The sequence below is a fragment of the Robertmurraya siralis genome, assembly GCF_005502275.1.
Taxonomy (GTDB): Bacteria; Bacillota; Bacilli; order Bacillales; family Cytobacillaceae; genus Robertmurraya; species Robertmurraya siralis.
The window spans coordinates 109,509-125,929 of sequence record NZ_SWLZ01000011.1; the positions used below are offsets into that span (position 1 = coordinate 109,509).

15 protein-coding genes and 1 pseudogene are annotated in these 16,421 nt (G+C 38.8%); 5 read left to right on the forward strand and 11 right to left on the reverse strand.

The genetic code is table 11. The features are described 5' to 3' along the window. Positions 1-192: 192 nt before the first annotated feature. The 3 genes from FCJ93_RS14135 to dnaE form a co-directional block, all read right to left on the reverse strand. On the reverse strand, positions 193-813 hold the full coding sequence (locus FCJ93_RS14135; protein WP_137743975.1) for a FadR/GntR family transcriptional regulator: 621 nt from the start codon (positions 811-813) through the stop codon (positions 193-195). Between the two features lie 9 nt (positions 814-822). Next, a complete protein-coding gene (locus tag FCJ93_RS14140) occupies positions 823-2,061 on the reverse strand; it encodes an NAD(P)-dependent malic enzyme (RefSeq protein ID WP_095307920.1) in 1,239 nt (412 codons plus the stop codon). A gap of 137 nt (positions 2,062-2,198) precedes the next feature. Continuing rightward, positions 2,199-5,570, reverse strand: a complete 3,372-nt coding sequence (gene dnaE / locus FCJ93_RS14145; protein ID WP_095307922.1) for a DNA polymerase III subunit alpha — start codon at positions 5,568-5,570, stop codon at positions 2,199-2,201. A gap of 395 nt (positions 5,571-5,965) precedes the next feature. Between dnaE and FCJ93_RS14150 the strand changes: the two genes are divergently transcribed. Both FCJ93_RS14150 and ytrI read left to right on the forward strand, forming a co-directional pair. Next, positions 5,966-6,304, forward strand: coding sequence for a YtrH family sporulation protein (locus tag FCJ93_RS14150; RefSeq protein WP_095307925.1), 339 nt, complete (start codon positions 5,966-5,968; stop codon positions 6,302-6,304). Further along, entirely contained in the window at positions 6,301-6,804 is a 504-nt protein-coding gene (ytrI, locus tag FCJ93_RS14155) for a sporulation membrane protein YtrI (RefSeq protein ID WP_095307927.1), read from the forward strand. The genes FCJ93_RS14150 and ytrI overlap by 4 nt, the downstream gene beginning before the upstream one ends. A 41-nt stretch (positions 6,805-6,845) precedes the next feature. On the opposite strand, the gene FCJ93_RS14160 is transcribed toward ytrI, so the two are convergent. Then, a complete protein-coding gene (locus FCJ93_RS14160) occupies positions 6,846-7,796 on the reverse strand; it encodes a DHH family phosphoesterase (RefSeq protein WP_137743976.1) in 951 nt (316 codons plus the stop codon). Positions 7,797-8,008: 212 nt separating this feature from the next. Between FCJ93_RS14160 and FCJ93_RS14165 the strand changes: the two genes are divergently transcribed. Beyond that, positions 8,009-8,311 carry a YtpI family protein gene (locus tag FCJ93_RS14165; protein ID WP_095307931.1) on the forward strand — a complete coding sequence of 101 codons (303 nt, stop codon included), beginning with the start codon at positions 8,009-8,011 and terminating at the stop codon, positions 8,309-8,311. A 245-nt stretch (positions 8,312-8,556) separates the two neighbouring features. On the opposite strand, the gene FCJ93_RS14170 is transcribed toward FCJ93_RS14165, so the two are convergent. The 4 genes and pseudogenes from FCJ93_RS14170 to FCJ93_RS14185 all read right to left on the reverse strand — a co-directional run. After that, complete coding sequence (locus FCJ93_RS14170) at positions 8,557-9,876, reverse strand: CBS domain-containing protein (RefSeq protein WP_095307933.1); 1,320 nt, start codon at positions 9,874-9,876, stop codon at positions 8,557-8,559. A 128-nt stretch (positions 9,877-10,004) separates the two neighbouring features. Beyond that, positions 10,005-10,247 (reverse strand): hypothetical protein, encoded by a 243-nt coding sequence (locus tag FCJ93_RS14175; protein WP_137743977.1) that lies wholly within the window; start codon positions 10,245-10,247, stop codon positions 10,005-10,007. A 188-nt stretch (positions 10,248-10,435) separates the two neighbouring features. Continuing rightward, positions 10,436-11,116 (reverse strand): metal-dependent hydrolase, encoded by a 681-nt coding sequence (locus FCJ93_RS14180; RefSeq protein WP_137743978.1) that lies wholly within the window; start codon positions 11,114-11,116, stop codon positions 10,436-10,438. Positions 11,117-11,550: 434 nt separating this feature from the next. Then, positions 11,551-11,798, reverse strand: a pseudogene (locus tag FCJ93_RS14185) (transposase); the annotation flags it as partial. A gap of 319 nt (positions 11,799-12,117) precedes the next feature. Between FCJ93_RS14185 and FCJ93_RS14190 the strand changes: the two are divergent. After that, positions 12,118-13,212: a M24 family metallopeptidase gene (locus FCJ93_RS14190; protein ID WP_095307937.1), complete on the forward strand. Its 1,095-nt coding sequence runs from the start codon at positions 12,118-12,120 to the stop codon at positions 13,210-13,212. Between the two features lie 257 nt (positions 13,213-13,469). Here the strand turns inward: FCJ93_RS14190 and FCJ93_RS14195 are convergent, their stop codons facing one another. From FCJ93_RS14195 to FCJ93_RS25030, 3 genes are all read right to left on the reverse strand, one after another. Further along, entirely contained in the window at positions 13,470-14,024 is a 555-nt protein-coding gene (locus FCJ93_RS14195; protein ID WP_095307938.1) for a GNAT family N-acetyltransferase, read from the reverse strand. Positions 14,025-14,043: 19 nt separating this feature from the next. Continuing rightward, the gene (gene ald, locus FCJ93_RS14200) at positions 14,044-15,162 is read right to left on the reverse strand and encodes an alanine dehydrogenase (protein ID WP_095307939.1); all 1,119 of its coding nucleotides are present in this window, start codon (positions 15,160-15,162) and stop codon (positions 14,044-14,046) included. 319 nt (positions 15,163-15,481) lie between these two features. After that, complete coding sequence (locus FCJ93_RS25030; RefSeq protein WP_170211313.1) at positions 15,482-15,649, reverse strand: hypothetical protein; 168 nt, start codon at positions 15,647-15,649, stop codon at positions 15,482-15,484. Positions 15,650-15,759: 110 nt separating this feature from the next. On the opposite strand from FCJ93_RS25030, the gene FCJ93_RS14205 reads away from it, so the two are divergent. After that, entirely contained in the window at positions 15,760-16,209 is a 450-nt protein-coding gene (locus FCJ93_RS14205; RefSeq protein ID WP_095307940.1) for a universal stress protein, read from the forward strand. The last annotated feature ends 212 nt before the right edge of the window (positions 16,210-16,421 follow it).

Sequence of the window (16,421 nt, forward strand, 5' to 3'; positions counted from 1 at the left end):
AGGGCAAAAAATTCTAACTTTCCATGTGTGAATGTTTCTCATTTGTTGTCGATATGTGATTTTTCACTCTTTTTGTCCATGTCCTAAAACAGACGTGGGCATCTTTATAAGCGTAATGTGTTATTATTACACAGCACTTTTCGCTCTTATCTGCAACAATGAGACAATGATGTTCGCGAAAAGAGCCTATTTTCACAATAATTTTCTTAATCTCTTGTACTTTTCTATAACTTCTTTTTCTTCTCCAGCCATTAAGGCATCTAATACTGCTAAATAAGCAGGTTTGGAACTCGCCTCTTTTTTCAAATCTACAGAGCGATAAAAGTCGTTTAAAACGACCCAGATGCGATAGAGCAAATGATTATTCGCCAATTCCATCATCTTCAAAAAAAACTCGTCATCTGACACGTCATCCAGCACTTCGACCGTCTGCCGATAATGAGCAATCTTATGATCATTATTTCTTTGCAGAATCACTCTTAAACAGTCCATTTCAATAAACTGAATGGTATCTTTTAGATCTTTGACTGCTTTTTGATCCTGTAGGATGAAGGTGCTCAGCAGCTGAACCATTTGATTACCGCGGGCATCTCGGAGGAAGGTGCCTTCCCCTCTTCGTGTTTCTATTAAACCCAATAATTCAATTGCTCGCAATGCTTCTCGAACGGAGGAGCGCCCAACTTGGAGGCGCTCCGAAAGTTCCCGTTCTGAAGGGATTTTATCACCAGGCTTAAGCCCGTCCTCATCAATCATCATTCTAATCTTTTTCACAATTTCAATGTAAATTTTTTTGCTTACAGCTTCAGAATTCAAATTTCTTCATCACTCACTTTTACCAATGATAGCAAGCCGGCTCGTCTTCCGCTTCACTTCTTCTGGATCGACTTTAATACGAGCAACACCTGTTTCCATTGCTGTCTTGGCAACAGCCGCAGCAACTTCCGGAGCGACTCTCGGATCAAATGGTGCGGGAATAACATAATCTGCTGATAGCTCGTCTGCTCCTATGAGGTTAGCAATTGCTTCTACAGCAGCGACCTTCATCTTTTCATTTATATGTGTCGCACGCACATCTAATGCCCCTCGAAAAATCCCTGGAAAAGCTAGTACATTATTAACCTGGTTAGGGAAATCCGAGCGACCAGTACCAACCACTTTGGCTCCTGCCTCTTTCGCATCATCTGGCATAATCTCAGGGTTCGGGTTTGCCATCGCAAAAATAATCGGATCCGGATTCATAGAGCGAATCATTTCTGTAGTTAAAGCACCTTCCACAGAAACGCCAATAAAAACATCCGCACCTTTTATAATGTCGGCGAGACTACCTTCCTCATTATTGCGATTCGTGAATTTTGATACTTCATCTTTGATCGCGTTCATACCGAAAGAGCGCCCTTCATAAATAGCGCCTTTCGTGTCGCACATAATAAGATCGCGAACTCCGTAATGATATAATAATTTTATAATAGCAATTCCTGCTGCTCCTGCTCCACTAGCAACAACTTTAATTTCAGTCATTTTCTTTCCAACTAGCTTAAGAGCATTTACTAACCCAGCGACCGTAACAATCGCTGTCCCGTGTTGATCATCATGAAATACGGGAATAGAAGTTTCCTTTTTTAGTCTTTCTTCTATTTCAAAGCATTTAGGTGCAGCAATATCTTCTAAATTTACACCACCGAATGTCGGCTCGAGAAGCTTGACTGTTTCTACGATTTTGTCCACATCTGAGGTATTTAAACAAATAGGAAAAGCATCTACGCCAGCAAAACTTTTAAATAAGACAGCCTTCCCCTCCATAACCGGCAAGGCAGCGGCAGGGCCAATATTCCCCAAACCAAGCACAGCTGTCCCATCTGAGACAACTGCTACCATATTACCCTTCATCGTATAATCATAAACACTTTCAGGCTTATCATAAATCGCTTTACATGGTTCTGCCACTCCTGGTGAGTAGGCTAAGCTTAAATCCTTTGCATTTCTTACCGGTATTTTTGATTTTGATTCCAATTTCCCTTTGTTGATTTTATGCATATGCAATGCTTCTTCACGTAAAGTCAAGCCAAATTCACTCCCTTTTCCGATTATACCCCTCTAAAATCCGCAAGTGGTCTGACCACGCTGTATATTAGAACAATATACCATATTCACTTAAATTGTAAAGATTAATATTTTGAATCATTGTTTAATAATAGCGTTCATGATTCACTTTTCAAAATTACATTTTTTTCTCCTAGCAACAGCTTCAATGTATGCAGATATGAATCGCTCGGTTCAACCATACTATCTTGTCCTAATCGAATCGTCCGCTCTTTGCTTTCATAAAATAATACGACAGCAGTTGATCCTTTATGCTCCTTAATAAGCTCTTTTAATTTTGCTAAAAGAGGGGCTGTCTCCTTTTCTTTTTCAATTTTTAAATATAAGGTAGCCGCCGGTTTTTTCATATCCTCGATTACCTTTCTAGCATCAAAGACGGACTGGATAATAAATTGTTTATTTTCCTCACGAATCTCTATTTTCCCTTCAATAATGACAATATTGCCTTTTTGCAAAACACCTGCGAAACGTTTAAAAACAGTTGGAAATACAACGGCATCCATATCGCCACTTTGATCCGAAATAGCTAAAAACGCCATCTCTTCTCCTTTTCTCGTACGAATTTTTTTAAGTTCCGTTATATTAATGAGCGACTTTACCCATTTTTGATTTGGTTGAGCAAATTCAATTTCTGTAATCGCTAGTCGCTCCAGGTACTCATTAAAAATGGAGACGGGATGATCTGATAAATAAAAACCAAGAACAGCTTTTTCAAATTGAAGCTTCAGTTCCACTTCAATCGGGCTGACCTCAACATACTTGGGCTTTAAAAAAAACGTCTCTTCATCCGCAAATAAATCCCCTACTCCTTCTTCATTCGGGTTTACTAACTGGGCGTGCTCAATCGCAACATCAATGCTCGCCAGCAAAACCGCCCTATCTTTCCCAAATTCATCAAAGCTCCCTGAATGAACTAGAGCTTCAAGCACCTTGCGATTCACCGCTCGTGTAGAAACTCTAAGACAAAAATCGAATAAATCAACAAACTTTCTATTCTTTCTTGCTTGAAAAATTTCTTTAAGAGCTGCAACCCCTACCCCTTTAATGGCTGCTAAACTAAAACGAATTCCATTTTGCTCAACAAGGAATGAATAACCACTTTGGTTGATCGATGGCGGCAGAAGCCCAATCCCCATCTGTTTGATTTCTCGTATATATTGTGCAATCTTTGTTTCACTGTTGCTCACCGATGATAGGAGAGCTGCCATAAAATGCACCGGATAATGTGCCTTTAAGTAAGCTAATTGGTAAGCAATCACACTGTAGGCGACAGCATGACTCCTGTTAAAACCATAATTGGCGAACTTAACAATTAAATCATAAATTTCGTCAGCTGTATTTTGGTCATAGCCTTTTGCAAGAGCACCTTGAACAAAGTGTTCCCTTTCTTTATTAAGGACCTCTTTTTTCTTCTTTGAAACTGCCCTTCTTAACAGGTCCGCTTCACCTAAAGAAAAACCAGCCATTTTCGCAGCGATTTGCATGATTTGCTCCTGATATACAATGACACCGTATGTACGCTCTAAAATAGGAATCAAATCAGGATGAGGATAGGTAACCGCTTCTTTTCCATGCTTTCGATTAATGTACAGCGGTATATTCTCCATTGGTCCTGGTCGATATAAAGCATTGACAGCTACGATATCCTCAAAGCGGCTTGGTTGCAATCTTTTCAGGACACTTCTCATTCCATCTGATTCCAACTGAAATACGCCTGTTGTTTCCCCTAGCGAGAGGAGTTTGAAAGTCGCCTCATCTTCCAGTGGAATTTCTTTTATCTGCATGCGTTTGCCAGTTTTTCGATTGATGGAATCGAGTATCGTCTCCAGCAATGATAAATTTCTCAGTCCTAAGAAATCCATTTTGAGTAGTCCAAGCTCTTCAAGATGATCCATCGTATACTGAGTTAAGTAAATATCATTATGGCCTTCCTGAATGGGAATCGACTCTACCAACGGCTTTTCCGTTAATACGACACCAGCTGCATGGGTGGAAGTATGTCGCGGCAGACCTTCTAATTTTGTTGCCACGGCAAATAATCGTTGATTAAGAACAGACTCTTGAACAAACTTCCGTAACCCTTCTGATTCTTTCACCGCAGATGTCAAAGTCGTCCCCGGGCGAGATGGAATCAACTTTGATACTTGATCAAGCTCTTTCCCTTGAAGGCCAAAAACTCTCCCGACATCCCTCATAACAGCTTTTGCTGCAAGCGTTCCGAATGTAATGATTTGTGCGACATGAATCTTTCCATATTTATTCGCAACATATTCAATCACTTCATCTCTGCGATGATCCGGAAAATCGATATCGATATCTGGCATTGAAATCCTCTCAGGGTTTAAAAAGCGTTCAAATAATAACTGGTGGCTAATCGGGTCAACATCAGTTATATACAGAACATAAGCAACCATCGATCCTGCTGCAGATCCTCTTCCAGGTCCAGTTAAAATACCATTTTCTCTTGAAAACCTCATAAAATCCCAAACAATTAAAAAATAATCAGCAAATTTCATGTTCTTAATAATGCTTAATTCATACTCTAATCTCTCTCTGTGTTCATCCGTGCTTTCTCGATACCTCTCTTGAAAGCCTTTATAGCAAAGTTCCTCTAATAATTGTTCTGAGCTTTTTTCTCCATTCGTTGGGAATTTTGGCAAACTCATTTGGTTTAATTCGATCATGACATTACATGCTTCTGCAATTCGAAGGGAATTTTCTAAAGCGTCGGGAAGATGTGAGAAAAGCTCCCCCATCTCATTCGCTGTTTTTAAATAATAGTGATTATTTTCTAACTTTTCTCTTGCCTCATCTTGTAATTTCTCCCCATTTTTGATGGCAAGAAGACATTCATGAGCAAAAGAATCTTCTTTATTGATGTAATATACCTCATTCGTAGCCACCAATTGAAGCTGTAAATCTTTAGATAAATCAACGATGCCTCTATTAATAGTTTCTTCAATGGCGATACCATGATTTTGAATCCCTAAATAAAAATGTCCGTTTGCAAAGATTTTTTTGTAGACTGTGGCACTCTTTACAGCTTCATCATAATTTCCTGCTGCAAGGCTCTCTTCTATTTCACCTTTCGTCCCTGGAGAAATTGCAATAATGCCGTCCGCATAACCCCTTAGCCACTTCATCGGAATTCCTGTCGGTGAATTAGTCTGGACAACGCTCGATATTTTGAGGAGATGATGAAACCCTTTTTGATTTTTCGCTAACAGCACGAGGGGGTAAGAGCTTTCGTTTCTTTCACTCTGAACCATGACTGTCAGACCGATAATCGGTTTAATCTTCGCCTTCAAACATTCCTTATAAAAGGCAATCGTTCCATACATAACATTTTGATCAGTAAGTGCAATGCTTGAGAACCCTTTTTGCTTTGCTGTCTGAACAAGCTCTGCGATCCTCGTCGTACTTTTTAAAAGACTATATGAGCTATATACATGAAGGTGAACAAATGACAATACGATCCCACCTTTCCATATGCTGCTTTGATCAATTTCGCAAACTAGATTAAAAGCATATTTTTTGTCTTTTGTTTTTTCTAGCTGCCTATAGTTCCATGTCGATTTCTTAGAAGTATCTTCAGTTCTTATTATAGAACCTCAAATAAAAAAAAGAAAAGATGTTCTCTTTATTTAGGAAAAACTCCTCCAAGAACTCCGGATGAAAAATCATATTTTCAGAAGTTTGTCCATATGAATGTAATATGTATGCATTAATTGACCATTGAGTTGATTCACATTGGCTAGAGCTGTCGTTGATAAAATCGATGCAAAATAGAGACAGACCAAAAAAAATAGCAGGGAGCAATTCTCATTGAATATACTCCAAATTACTGTAGTGAGGATGAACGTACATGAAAGAGCAGCCTTTTTTTTCTCTATTAATTGATAGCTATTTTATTGCATTAGGTGTGTTGCTTGGAGGAGCGTTAATTGGTGGCATCGGTGCCTTTTTAACCGGAAAACCACTGATGACAGAAATTTTCCGCATTTCCTCACAAATCAGAATTTGGGCCATCGTCGCTGCAATTGGTGGTACATTTGATGCAGTCTATAGCTTTGAGCGGGGACTATTTGCCGGTGATACGAAGGATATCTTTAAAACCTTCCTGCTTATATTAAGTGCTCTTGGCGGTGCACAAACAGGCTCCTTCTTAATTACGCTATTAACCGGGGAGCATGTGTCCGAATGAGAATCCCATCCTATCATCAATTTCAAGAATGGCGAAGATTATTGGCAGGAATGGCCATTGGCGCACTCATCAGTTGGCTTATCTTCCTTTTTATCTTTGGTGAGTGGATGGAGGACTACAGCATGGAAATCAAGCTTCAAGAAGAAGAAATTCAAGATCTGAAAAAAGAAAAAGAAATATGGCAAGAGGATGTTGAAAAAATTAATAAAGAAAATGAAGAAAAACTGACGATTCAAAAAATTGAAGTAAAAATTTTAAACCACGAAAGATACAAGCTTGATTCTTATAGCGTTCATGAAATCGAGGAGTCAGCAAAGGAAGATATTCGCACGTTGTTAACACAAAATATTGAAACTGCTTTTAAAAGCAGGGATCTCATAAAAAGGACGATTGAAAACCGGACCTTTAAAGCCCATGAAAAGCGATACCGCCTTAAGATCAAGGAAATAGTCTTTTATACAACTTTAACAGTTCAAGTTGAACTACAATTTGATAAATAACAGAGAGGGAATTTGCAAATGCGCCATTCCCTCATTCCCCATTAAAACTCCTGCTGATAATTGATACACGCTTCTTCTAACTCTTTCATGACATGCTCAACCTCATCCCATGAATAAATGGAAGCCCCTGCCGCAAGCGGATGCCCACCCCCATTAAATTTTCTCGCAATACTGTTAATAACAGGTCCTTTCGAACGTAATCGAACACGAATTTGATCCTCTTCTTCAATAAAGAATACCCAAGCAAGGAGTCCTTTCACATTCCCCAATGTACTAACAAGAAGTGAAGCTTCTGAAGGAATCGCAGCAAAATCTTCTAAAAGCTCCTTATTCAAAATGATCGAAGCAACACCGTGTTCATTCATATTAAAATTTTGCAGTACATAACCGTTTAATTTAACAAGATTAGACTCTAGTTCATACATCCGATCAAACAGCTCTGTTCTGTCAAAATTATATTTAATTAGTTCGCTTGCATAAGCAAAGGTTTTCTCTGTTGTACTTGGGTAAAGAAAACGACCAGTATCTCCAACGATTCCAGCATACAAAAGACGGGCAGCAGCATCAGACATTTTCAAACCTGAAGCCTGCCCTGCAAGGTAAAATTCATAAATCATCTCACTGCAAGAGCTTGCCTCAGTATCAACCCAGCTCAAATCTCCATACGGCTCTTCATTCGGATGATGATCAATTTTAATAAGGTAATCTCCAAGCTGATAACGTTGATCACAAATTCTCGCTTCATTCGCTGTGTCTGTCACAATTACCAATGCTCCCTTATAGGTCTCATCAGCTATGTGATCAAGTCGTGATAAATAATGTAATGACGGTTCTTCCTTACCTACCATATAAATTGATTTTTTCGGAAAGGAGGCTTTGAGCAGCTCGGCTAATCCCCCTTGTGACCCATAAGCATCCGGATCAGGGCGAACATGACGATGGATAATAATGGTGTCATATTTTTGAATGGTTTCAAATATCTTTTCTCTCATTTTTTACTCCTTATCCGTTTTTGTAGTGTAGTCCTCAAAAAACTTATCTATCTCCATTTTTACCATAAATAAATGAAAAGAAAAGATAATTTATACAAATTCCTTCTTTAGATGGTGGCGGTTTCACTACATAAAAATGATGACAGTGGAATTTTCTCTTAAAAGTCGTTAAGATAAAGAGTGAAGTTGTTCAAGCTTGGAGGAAATATCAAATGAAAATACTCGTTATCTTATTTGTGTTCGCTTTCTCTTTCTATATTTTTTATAAGGTGAAGTATTTTCGCACACAAAGACCTGCAGAAAAAAAGTGGGTTTCAGCAAAAGCTACTGTTGCACTTGGCTTATTTGTTGCCCTTTTTGGATTGAATCAATTCTTCATCAATCAAACCGCGGTCGCGTATATCGTTGGAAGTGTATTTCTCCTGTTAGGCGCTGTTAATGTATGGGGTGGAGTGAAGTCATATAAATTTTATTTACCTCATGCGATTGAAGAAGCTGAGCAGTTGGAAAAATAATAGGCTTTTCTAAATAATGCGCGTAAGAGAATGTCCGAAAAAAGTCTCGCTTTTTTGGACATTTTTTACATCCATTCGGAATGGTCTCAGCACGAATGAAGTAAAGGGGCCCATTATACAGCTTATCGGTGAAGTTTGGTAGGCGAGAAGGAGCCAGAGCTTCCAAAATTAAACCAAAAAGCAAATGTAGATAAGCGATTGCTTTCTGCATTTGCTTTATACTGGAACCATTGCACAGTCACACTTTATTGTCTGTCTAACAACTGGCACATCATCATTGCTTTGCCTACGAGAATCCCATCATTAAATACCTCTACATCAACCTTTCCAAACTTACGCCCTAACTCTAGCACCCTTGGATAAATTTCTAAAGTGCTATCAATTTGTACCGGCTTTAAAAAATAAATGGTCATATTCTCAACCACTAAATCTCCTTTTTTAAAACCTCGTAAAACACCGTTCGCCGCCTCCGTTACGATTGTTGTAAAGACGCCATAAGAAATGGTGCCAAGATGGTTCGTCATTTGTGGCGTAACCTCACAGCGATAAGTTTCATCATTCTTCATTTTTCCTTTTGACAGCACTAACTGGCTCGTAACAATATCATCAATCGTTTCCCCAACTTGTGGTTGGCGTTGAATCATTTGCAGGGCTTTCAATACGTCCTGACGACTTATAATTCCTATGAGCTTGTTATTGTTGTCTGTAACTGGTAAAAGCTCGATTCCTTCCCAAACCATCATATGGGCAGATGAGGCAACGCTCGTTTGTCCGCTAACCGTCATCGGATTCTTTGTCATAATTTTTTCGATCAACTGCTCCGGATCTACCCCAATAACGTCTTTGGAAGTAACCATTCCTTGCACTTTCATATTCTCATCTACAACCGGATAGCGCCCATGCGTTGTTTCACGGTTGTATTCATACCATTTAGACACCGTATCTGTTGTATTTAAATAAACCGTATCACTAACAGGTGTTAAAATATCCTCAACTAAGACAATTTCCTTTTTAATTAACTGATCATAAATCGCGCGATTGATCATTGCCGCTACTGTGAACGTATCATAGCTGGTTGAAATAATCGGAAGCTGAAGTTCATCAGCGAGTTTTTTTACCTCTTCTTCCGTATCAAAACCCCCTGTTATTAATACAGCGGCTCCTGCTTTTAAAGCATGCTCATGAGCCCTTGTCCGATTTCCAACAATCAACAAATTGCCTGCCCCTGTGTAGCGCATCATCGCGTCAAGCTTCATGGCACCAATCACAAATTTATTAAGTGTTTTATGCAGGCCAGCTCGTCCGCCTAGTACTTGTCCTTCAACAATGTTGACAACCTCTGCATATGTTAATTTTTCAATATTTTCTTTTTTCTTTCGTTCAATTCTAATCGTGCCAACACGTTCTATCGTACTCACATACCCTTTATTTTCAGCGTCTTTAATAGCCCTGTACGCAGTACCTTCACTCACATTTAATGCCTTGGCAATTTGTCGTACGGATATTTTTTCTCCAACTGGTAGTTGATCAATATACTCTAAAATTTGTTCATGCTTTGTAGCCAAGACCTTCACCCTTTAAATTAAAATTATCTTCTCATTATATTTCAACATGGCCTTTACCTGTCTTATCTACCATGATAAAATTTCCGATTTCTTCTCTTATTATAAGGTGAAGGAGGCGATAGATTCAATCAATTGTATGAACGAAGGCGTTTTTGCGACTTTACCGGGGATTTTCTCACATTTTCTCTTGCTTTTTTCGGTTCATATAATAATGCAGAAAGATTGCCAGCGATCACAATAAGGCAGAGAATAAGCCAGGATATAGCGAAAACACCAGCAAGTCCACCGTCATGGATCGGCAATCTAGGTAAAGCAAAATAAAGCATCGCAGCGCTCGCTAATAAGCAAAGAATATAACGATTTTTAGCCATGTGCGTTCCTCCTTTATTTCTTTAATTAATATTTATGCGGGCAAGCCAAAAAAAAGTCGTTTTATTTATCCATATGCTGATATCGGCGAAAAAACAAAAATATCGGAGTTTAATGACATATATCCGCGAAAACCGAAATAGCGTTTTTTCGAACACAAAAAAGCGTAGCATTTCAGCTACGCTTCATTTTACAACTTTATCTCTGCTCCAGGCTCAAGCACCTTGCCTTGTCCATTTGGTAGCATGTTTACAAATTGATATGGATCCTTTTTTATAACCGGAAAAGTATTATAGTGAATAGGAACAACCGTTTTCGCACCGAGCAACTGAGCCGCATATGCCGCATCCTCAGGTCCCATCGTATAATTATCACCAATTGGTAAGAAAGCCAAATCAATTGGGTGTCTTTCACCTATAAGCTTCATATCTGAAAAGAGAGCGGTATCGCCAGCATGATAAATCGTTTTGCCATCAATCGTTAAAAGAACTCCCATCGACATACCCAAATAAATAATTTGCTGACCCGCTGTTTCATACCCAGATGAGTGATAAGCTTGTGTAAATTTAACTTTGCCAAAATCAAATTCGTAACTCCCGCCAATATTCATTCCATGTGTGTTAAGTCCTTTCCAGTGAAAATATGTTGCTATTTCAGGACTGCCTATGATAAGAGCACCACTCTTTCGCGCGATCGCTTTCGTATCCCCTACATGGTCATTATGACCATGTGTGATGATAATATAGTCCGGGTTCAGCTCATCCACCTTTAAGTCAGTCAGACCATTCCCGTTAATAAACGGATCAATTAAAATCGTTTTGCCGTTCGTTTCAACTTTAACTACTGCATGTCCGTGGTAGGATATCTTCATTTACACTCTCTCCTTCCTTATTATCCATCTACTCTAATTTCAACAAATGTCAGTTCATTCCTGCTACTCTTTAAAAATTGATATTGCTATTCTTGAACTTTTAAAAATGAACCTCGCTGACAGGAATAACAAACATGCCATTATTGTATCATTCAAAAAAGACTTAATAACACACCCGTTTTCAATTCTTTCAAGCATAATGCCATGAAAATCCTTAGAATCTCCACTATATGGAGGACTTTTGCAGAATAAGCAGCAAGCGAGTGACATGTGTAAAAATGAGACAGGAGTCAAGCGCCCTCCGCTCCCATCCGCAATTATATTCTTAAAACTTTGACTCAAAATCTATTTAAAGTCAAAGTCAAGCACCTTGCCAAGTCCAAGTTGCCAATATCTTTACATTCGCAGCAAGAGTAAGCATCGCCTGCATGGACAATCTCTTTTATGGTTTGACGCATGGTACGAATCCCAAAAATGTATCGTATAAACACCATTTTAAATAAAACGACTGGAGCAATACTTGGACGTCCTACCTCCGAATAAAGCTCCTTCACCAATGGAAAGATACATGAAAAATCAATAGCTGACTCAAGCTTGCGAACGAAATAATTTGTGGAACGAATGGATCAATCGCTTGCATTTCAAATTGTTCACGTTCATTGAACTGATTTTTTGTCATCATGGTTGGTCACCTCTAGATAAAAATAATGGATGAAGTGTAATAAATTGATGGGAACGGAAGGTGGCGACTCCCGCGGGAAAAGCAGCTCGGCCCCACCCGCGAAAAAGCGTCCACCCGGAGTGGAAATCTAACCACATTGTTATTCTATCTACATTTTAAAATAAAATAGACCGTAGACAAACTCGAAATCCTCGAGTTTGTCTACGGTCTGAAACACATTTAGAGTGTTTAAGTTAGCTCAATTATTTACTCGAAAAAGTTTACAATCTCCTTCGAAGTTGCTAACTTTAAATTAGACCAAAATAAGGGAGATGTTTTCATGGAGCGTATACATAAACTTTCTGAGTGGATGAAAGAAGAGGATATTCAATTTTCCTTTCTCACTTCAACAGAAAGCGTTTTTTATTTAAGTCAATTTTATAGTGATCCTCATGAGAGGTTGCTTGGAGTCGCTGTTTTCCAAGATGCGGAGCCATTCTTAATTTGTCCGGCAATGGAAAAAGAGGATGCCAAAAAGACAGGCTGGAATCATGAAATCATTGGATACAGTGATATTGAAAATCCGTGGGAGCTTGTTAAACACGCTGTCTTTAAAAGAATTGCCAAGATCAACCGAATTGCCATTGAAAAAGAACATCTCAATGTGGAAAGATTTGAAATTTTATCTGAGCTGTTTTCAAACGCTCAATTTATTTCTGCTGAAGAAAAGCTAAGAACGTTACGACTAATAAAAGATGAGAAGGAGCTTGCTGCTATTCGTGAAGCCTGTTCATTGGCCGATTACGCGATTGAAGTTGGCTGTTCTGAAATCAAAGAAGGAAAAACAGAATTAGACGTTCTAGCAGCAATTGAATTTGCCTTAAAGAAAAAAGGCGTCACAGCCATGGCCTTTTCAACAATGGTCCTGACAGGTGCAAACGGAGCCTCGCCACACGGGAATCCAGGACTCACGAAAATCAAAAAAGGGGATTTAGTTCTCTTTGATTTAGGTGTTGTCGTCAATGGCTATTGTTCTGACATCACCAGAACGGTCGCTTTCGGAGACATAAATGATAAGCAAAAAGAGATATATGATACTGTCTTAAAAGCACAATTAGCGGCAATCTCAGCTAGCAAACCCGGGATTAAATGTTCAGAGGTTGATTTTGCTGCGCGCAGTACAATTGAAAAGGCTGGGTATGGTGATTACTTCCCACATCGACTTGGGCATGGATTAGGCATTAGCGTACATGAATATCCTTCTTTAACAGAAACCAATGATCTTCTGTTAGAAAAAGGAATGGTCTATACGATTGAACCAGGGATCTATGTCCCAGGAGTTGCTGGCGTGCGCATCGAAGATGATGTGGTCGTCACAGAAAACGGAGTGGAAATTCTCACTAAGTTCCGAAAAGAGCTGCAAATTATTTCATAGACTGTGAACAGTTGGAAATAGTTTTTAAATTAAATAAAGCAATAAAAGGATAGATAAACGGGCTCTTTTCTCCTGTTTATCTATCCTTTTACTTTGACTATCGAATGCTGCTTTTGGCACATTTTCAAAAAAACGGTCCTGCTGGTTTTGAGAGAATCAGTGCAACCTTCTTCACTGATAAGAAAGTGGCGCAAACATGATTTTTCTAAAACAACCAAATTTTATACTTCAAATAAGAACAAATATAACAGAAATCATTACGAGCTTCGCAGCAGCCAATTTTCTCTAGTCAGCTTCATATTAATAGAGTCAATCGCGACCCCTTCAAATTGTAACTCACCTCGATCAACACTCTCACTGACAAAGCCAACTTTTTCGTACACATGTTTAGCCCTCGGATTGAAATCATATACACTTAATGTTAAAAAGTTTAAATCAGTGTTCTGAAAGATATAATCGATCATCAGCTGTGTTGCTTCCGTTCCAAGGCCTCGATTTCTTCCCCTTGGACCTATTAGTATTCTGAAATTCATACTGTGGGTTTTTTGATCATATAAATTAATGACTGCTTCACCAACTAAATTTGCTTGCACTTTATCTTCCACAGCAAGGTCCAATCTGTCTTTTTGCTCATTTCTTGTACGGTACCATTGATGAAACAACTGCCGATCAAAATTTGCACTGCTTCCCGTCAGTTTGATGACTTCTGGATCTTTTAAACACTCTTCTATGAGCGGAAAATCCTTCTCTTTAAAAGGCCTTAAAATCACTTTTCTACCCTCAATAGTCGGTTTCTCACTTAGGTTAATCATCTGAATCATCCCCTCGGAGTTACTTATTAAGAAGCTCCTGTACTGGCACATAATTTAACTCTAAGGAAGAAGCCACTGCTTCATAGGTAACAAATCCATCTAATGTGTTAATTCCTTTTAATAATGCATCATTATTTAAGCATGCTTCACGATATCCTTTATTTGCAATTTGAAGTGCATAAGGGACGGTCACATTAGTCAAAGCAATCGTAGAAGTGCGTGGTACCGCTCCAGGCATATTAGCAACTGCATAATGAACGATGCCATATTTATTATAAGTAGGATTATCATGTGTTGTAATACGATCCGTTGTTTCGAAAATACCACCTTGGTCAATCGCGATATCTACTACAACTGAACCCGGTGACATCGACTCAATCATTTCCTCTGTTACTAGTTTAGGAGCTTTAGCCCCAGGAATTAATACAGCTCCAATAACAAGATCGGATTCTTTTACAGCCTCAGCAATATTATAGGGATTCGAGATTAACGTAGTCACATCGCTACCAAAAATATCATCTAACTGGCGAAGGCGTTCTGGTTTTAAGTCAATAATCGTCACGTTCGCACCGAGACCAACAGCAACCTTTGCAGCGTTCGTCCCTGCTACTCCTCCTCCAATTACCGTAACTTTCGCTCTCTTTACTCCAGGCACTCCAGAAAGTAAAATCCCTTTTCCACCATTCACCTTCTCTAAATATTGGGCCCCGATTTGAGCGGCCATACGTCCAGCGACTTCACTCATTGGTGTTAAAAGCGGCAATGACTTGTTTGCAAGTTGAACGGTTTCATAGGCAATCGCAACAACCTTCTTTTCCAATAAAGCATTGGTTAACTCTGGTTCAGCTGCTAAATGCAAATATGTAAATAATATTAACCCTTCACGGAAGAAAGTGTACTCAGATGGAAGTGGCTCTTTTACTTTCATGACCATTTCCTTTGACCACGCTTCCTCTGCTGTACTAACGATGGTGGCTCCCGCATTCATATAATCTGAGTCAGTAAAGCCCGAACCGAGGCCTGCATCTGTTTCAATATATACCTCATGACCATAGTTTACTAGATTAACAACGCCAGCAGGCGTCATAGCAACACGATTTTCATTGTTTTTAATCTCTTTCGGTACCCCAATTCGCATCCATTTTCCCTCCTGATATTTCACAAATCCGATTCTACTATACACCTTAGAAGATAAAGAATAAAGTTCTTTTCAAAGAACAATACTAATAAAGGGACGGCATCAATTGCAGCGGCAAGTAAATTCAAACATTGCAATTTTTAAAATAAGCTAAAAAGAAGAAGTGCAATGTTTGCACCTCTCCTTTTCTGAGGGCTTTGTTAAACAAATTGTTAATAAAACGATTTTGCCTCACTTCAAAGTGTGAAACCAAGGCTCGCCGAAGCTGAGAAAAAAACAAAGAGTAACACCGACATATAACAAAGCCTTCTAGAAAAAATTATGACATTTCATCTTCTTGCTCTGATTCATCTTTTAATGTCTCGTAATGACCATCTGCTTGATCGATGACACCGCTGTGATAAGCGTTCATAATCTGTTCACTAACCTGTTCGGTTCCTTGTTCATCGTAATCAAAGTTAAGACCCTTTTTCGGTTCTTTTTTCACTTCCGTTCAACTCCCTCTCATAAGAATCACTGACAATATTATTTTTCGAAATTTTGTTACAGATATTCATAAAAGAGGGCTGTATAATAAAGGTAAAGGAGGAGATAAATATGAGTCTCACTTATAAGAACATATTGGTTGCAGTTGATGGTTCAACTGAAGCAGAATGGGCATTTAAAAAAGCGATTGAAATCGCAAAAAGAAACGATGCTAAAATTGTTCTGGCACATATTATCGACACACGTACATTTGCAACAGTAGAAGCTTATGACCGGACTATTGTCGAAAGAGCAGACAAATTTGCTACAGAGCTTATGGAAAACTACAAAAAAACAGCGCTTAATGCTGGAGTGAAAGAGGTAACCTTCACTGTTGAGTACGGATCTCCTAAAGTTAAAATCCCAAAAGATATTGCCAAAAAATATCAAGTTGATTTAATTATTTGCGGAGCGACAGGGCTTAATGCTGTCGAAAGATTTTTAATTGGCAGCGTCTCAGAACATATTGCAAGACATGCAGCATGTGATGTCATGATCATCCGCACTGAAAAAGACGAATAAAGCTTAAACCTTGTAAAGAATTTCAAAAATAATGACCTTCAAGGTTTGTCTCCTCAACCGGAGCAGGTGAAATAACGTTTAATGGTAGTCTAAAAGAGGGTGGGACAAAACCCATCTCTAAAATGAAAAAGCCAGTGAAATTTTACGACACGTAAAATTTCACTGGCTTTGATTCATTTTTGTATAAAAATAAGGACCTCTTCTGATAAAAT

Bases quoted from the DNA above. Each gene is read 5' to 3' on its own strand.
- FCJ93_RS14175 (WP_137743977.1), bottom strand. From the start codon at position 10,247: ATGGCTAAAAATCGTTATATTCTTTGCTTATTAGCGAGCGCTGCGATG.
- FCJ93_RS14150 (WP_095307925.1), top strand. From the start codon at position 5,966: ATGAAAGAGCAGCCTTTTTTTTCTCTATTAATTGATAGCTATTTTATT.
- ald (WP_095307939.1), bottom strand. From the start codon at position 15,162: ATGCGAATTGGGGTACCGAAAGAGATTAAAAACAATGAAAATCGTGTT.
- FCJ93_RS14165 (WP_095307931.1), top strand. From the start codon at position 8,009: ATGAAAATACTCGTTATCTTATTTGTGTTCGCTTTCTCTTTCTATATT.
- FCJ93_RS14195 (WP_095307938.1), bottom strand. From the start codon at position 14,024: ATGATTAACCTAAGTGAGAAACCGACTATTGAGGGTAGAAAAGTGATT.
- ytrI (WP_095307927.1), top strand. From the start codon at position 6,301: ATGAGAATCCCATCCTATCATCAATTTCAAGAATGGCGAAGATTATTG.
- FCJ93_RS14160 (WP_137743976.1), bottom strand. From the start codon at position 7,796: ATGAGAGAAAAGATATTTGAAACCATTCAAAAATATGACACCATTATT.
- FCJ93_RS14180 (WP_137743978.1), bottom strand. From the start codon at position 11,116: ATGAAGATATCCTACCACGGACATGCAGTAGTTAAAGTTGAAACGAAC.
- FCJ93_RS14205 (WP_095307940.1), top strand. From the start codon at position 15,760: ATGAGTCTCACTTATAAGAACATATTGGTTGCAGTTGATGGTTCAACT.
- FCJ93_RS14190 (WP_095307937.1), top strand. From the start codon at position 12,118: ATGGAGCGTATACATAAACTTTCTGAGTGGATGAAAGAAGAGGATATT.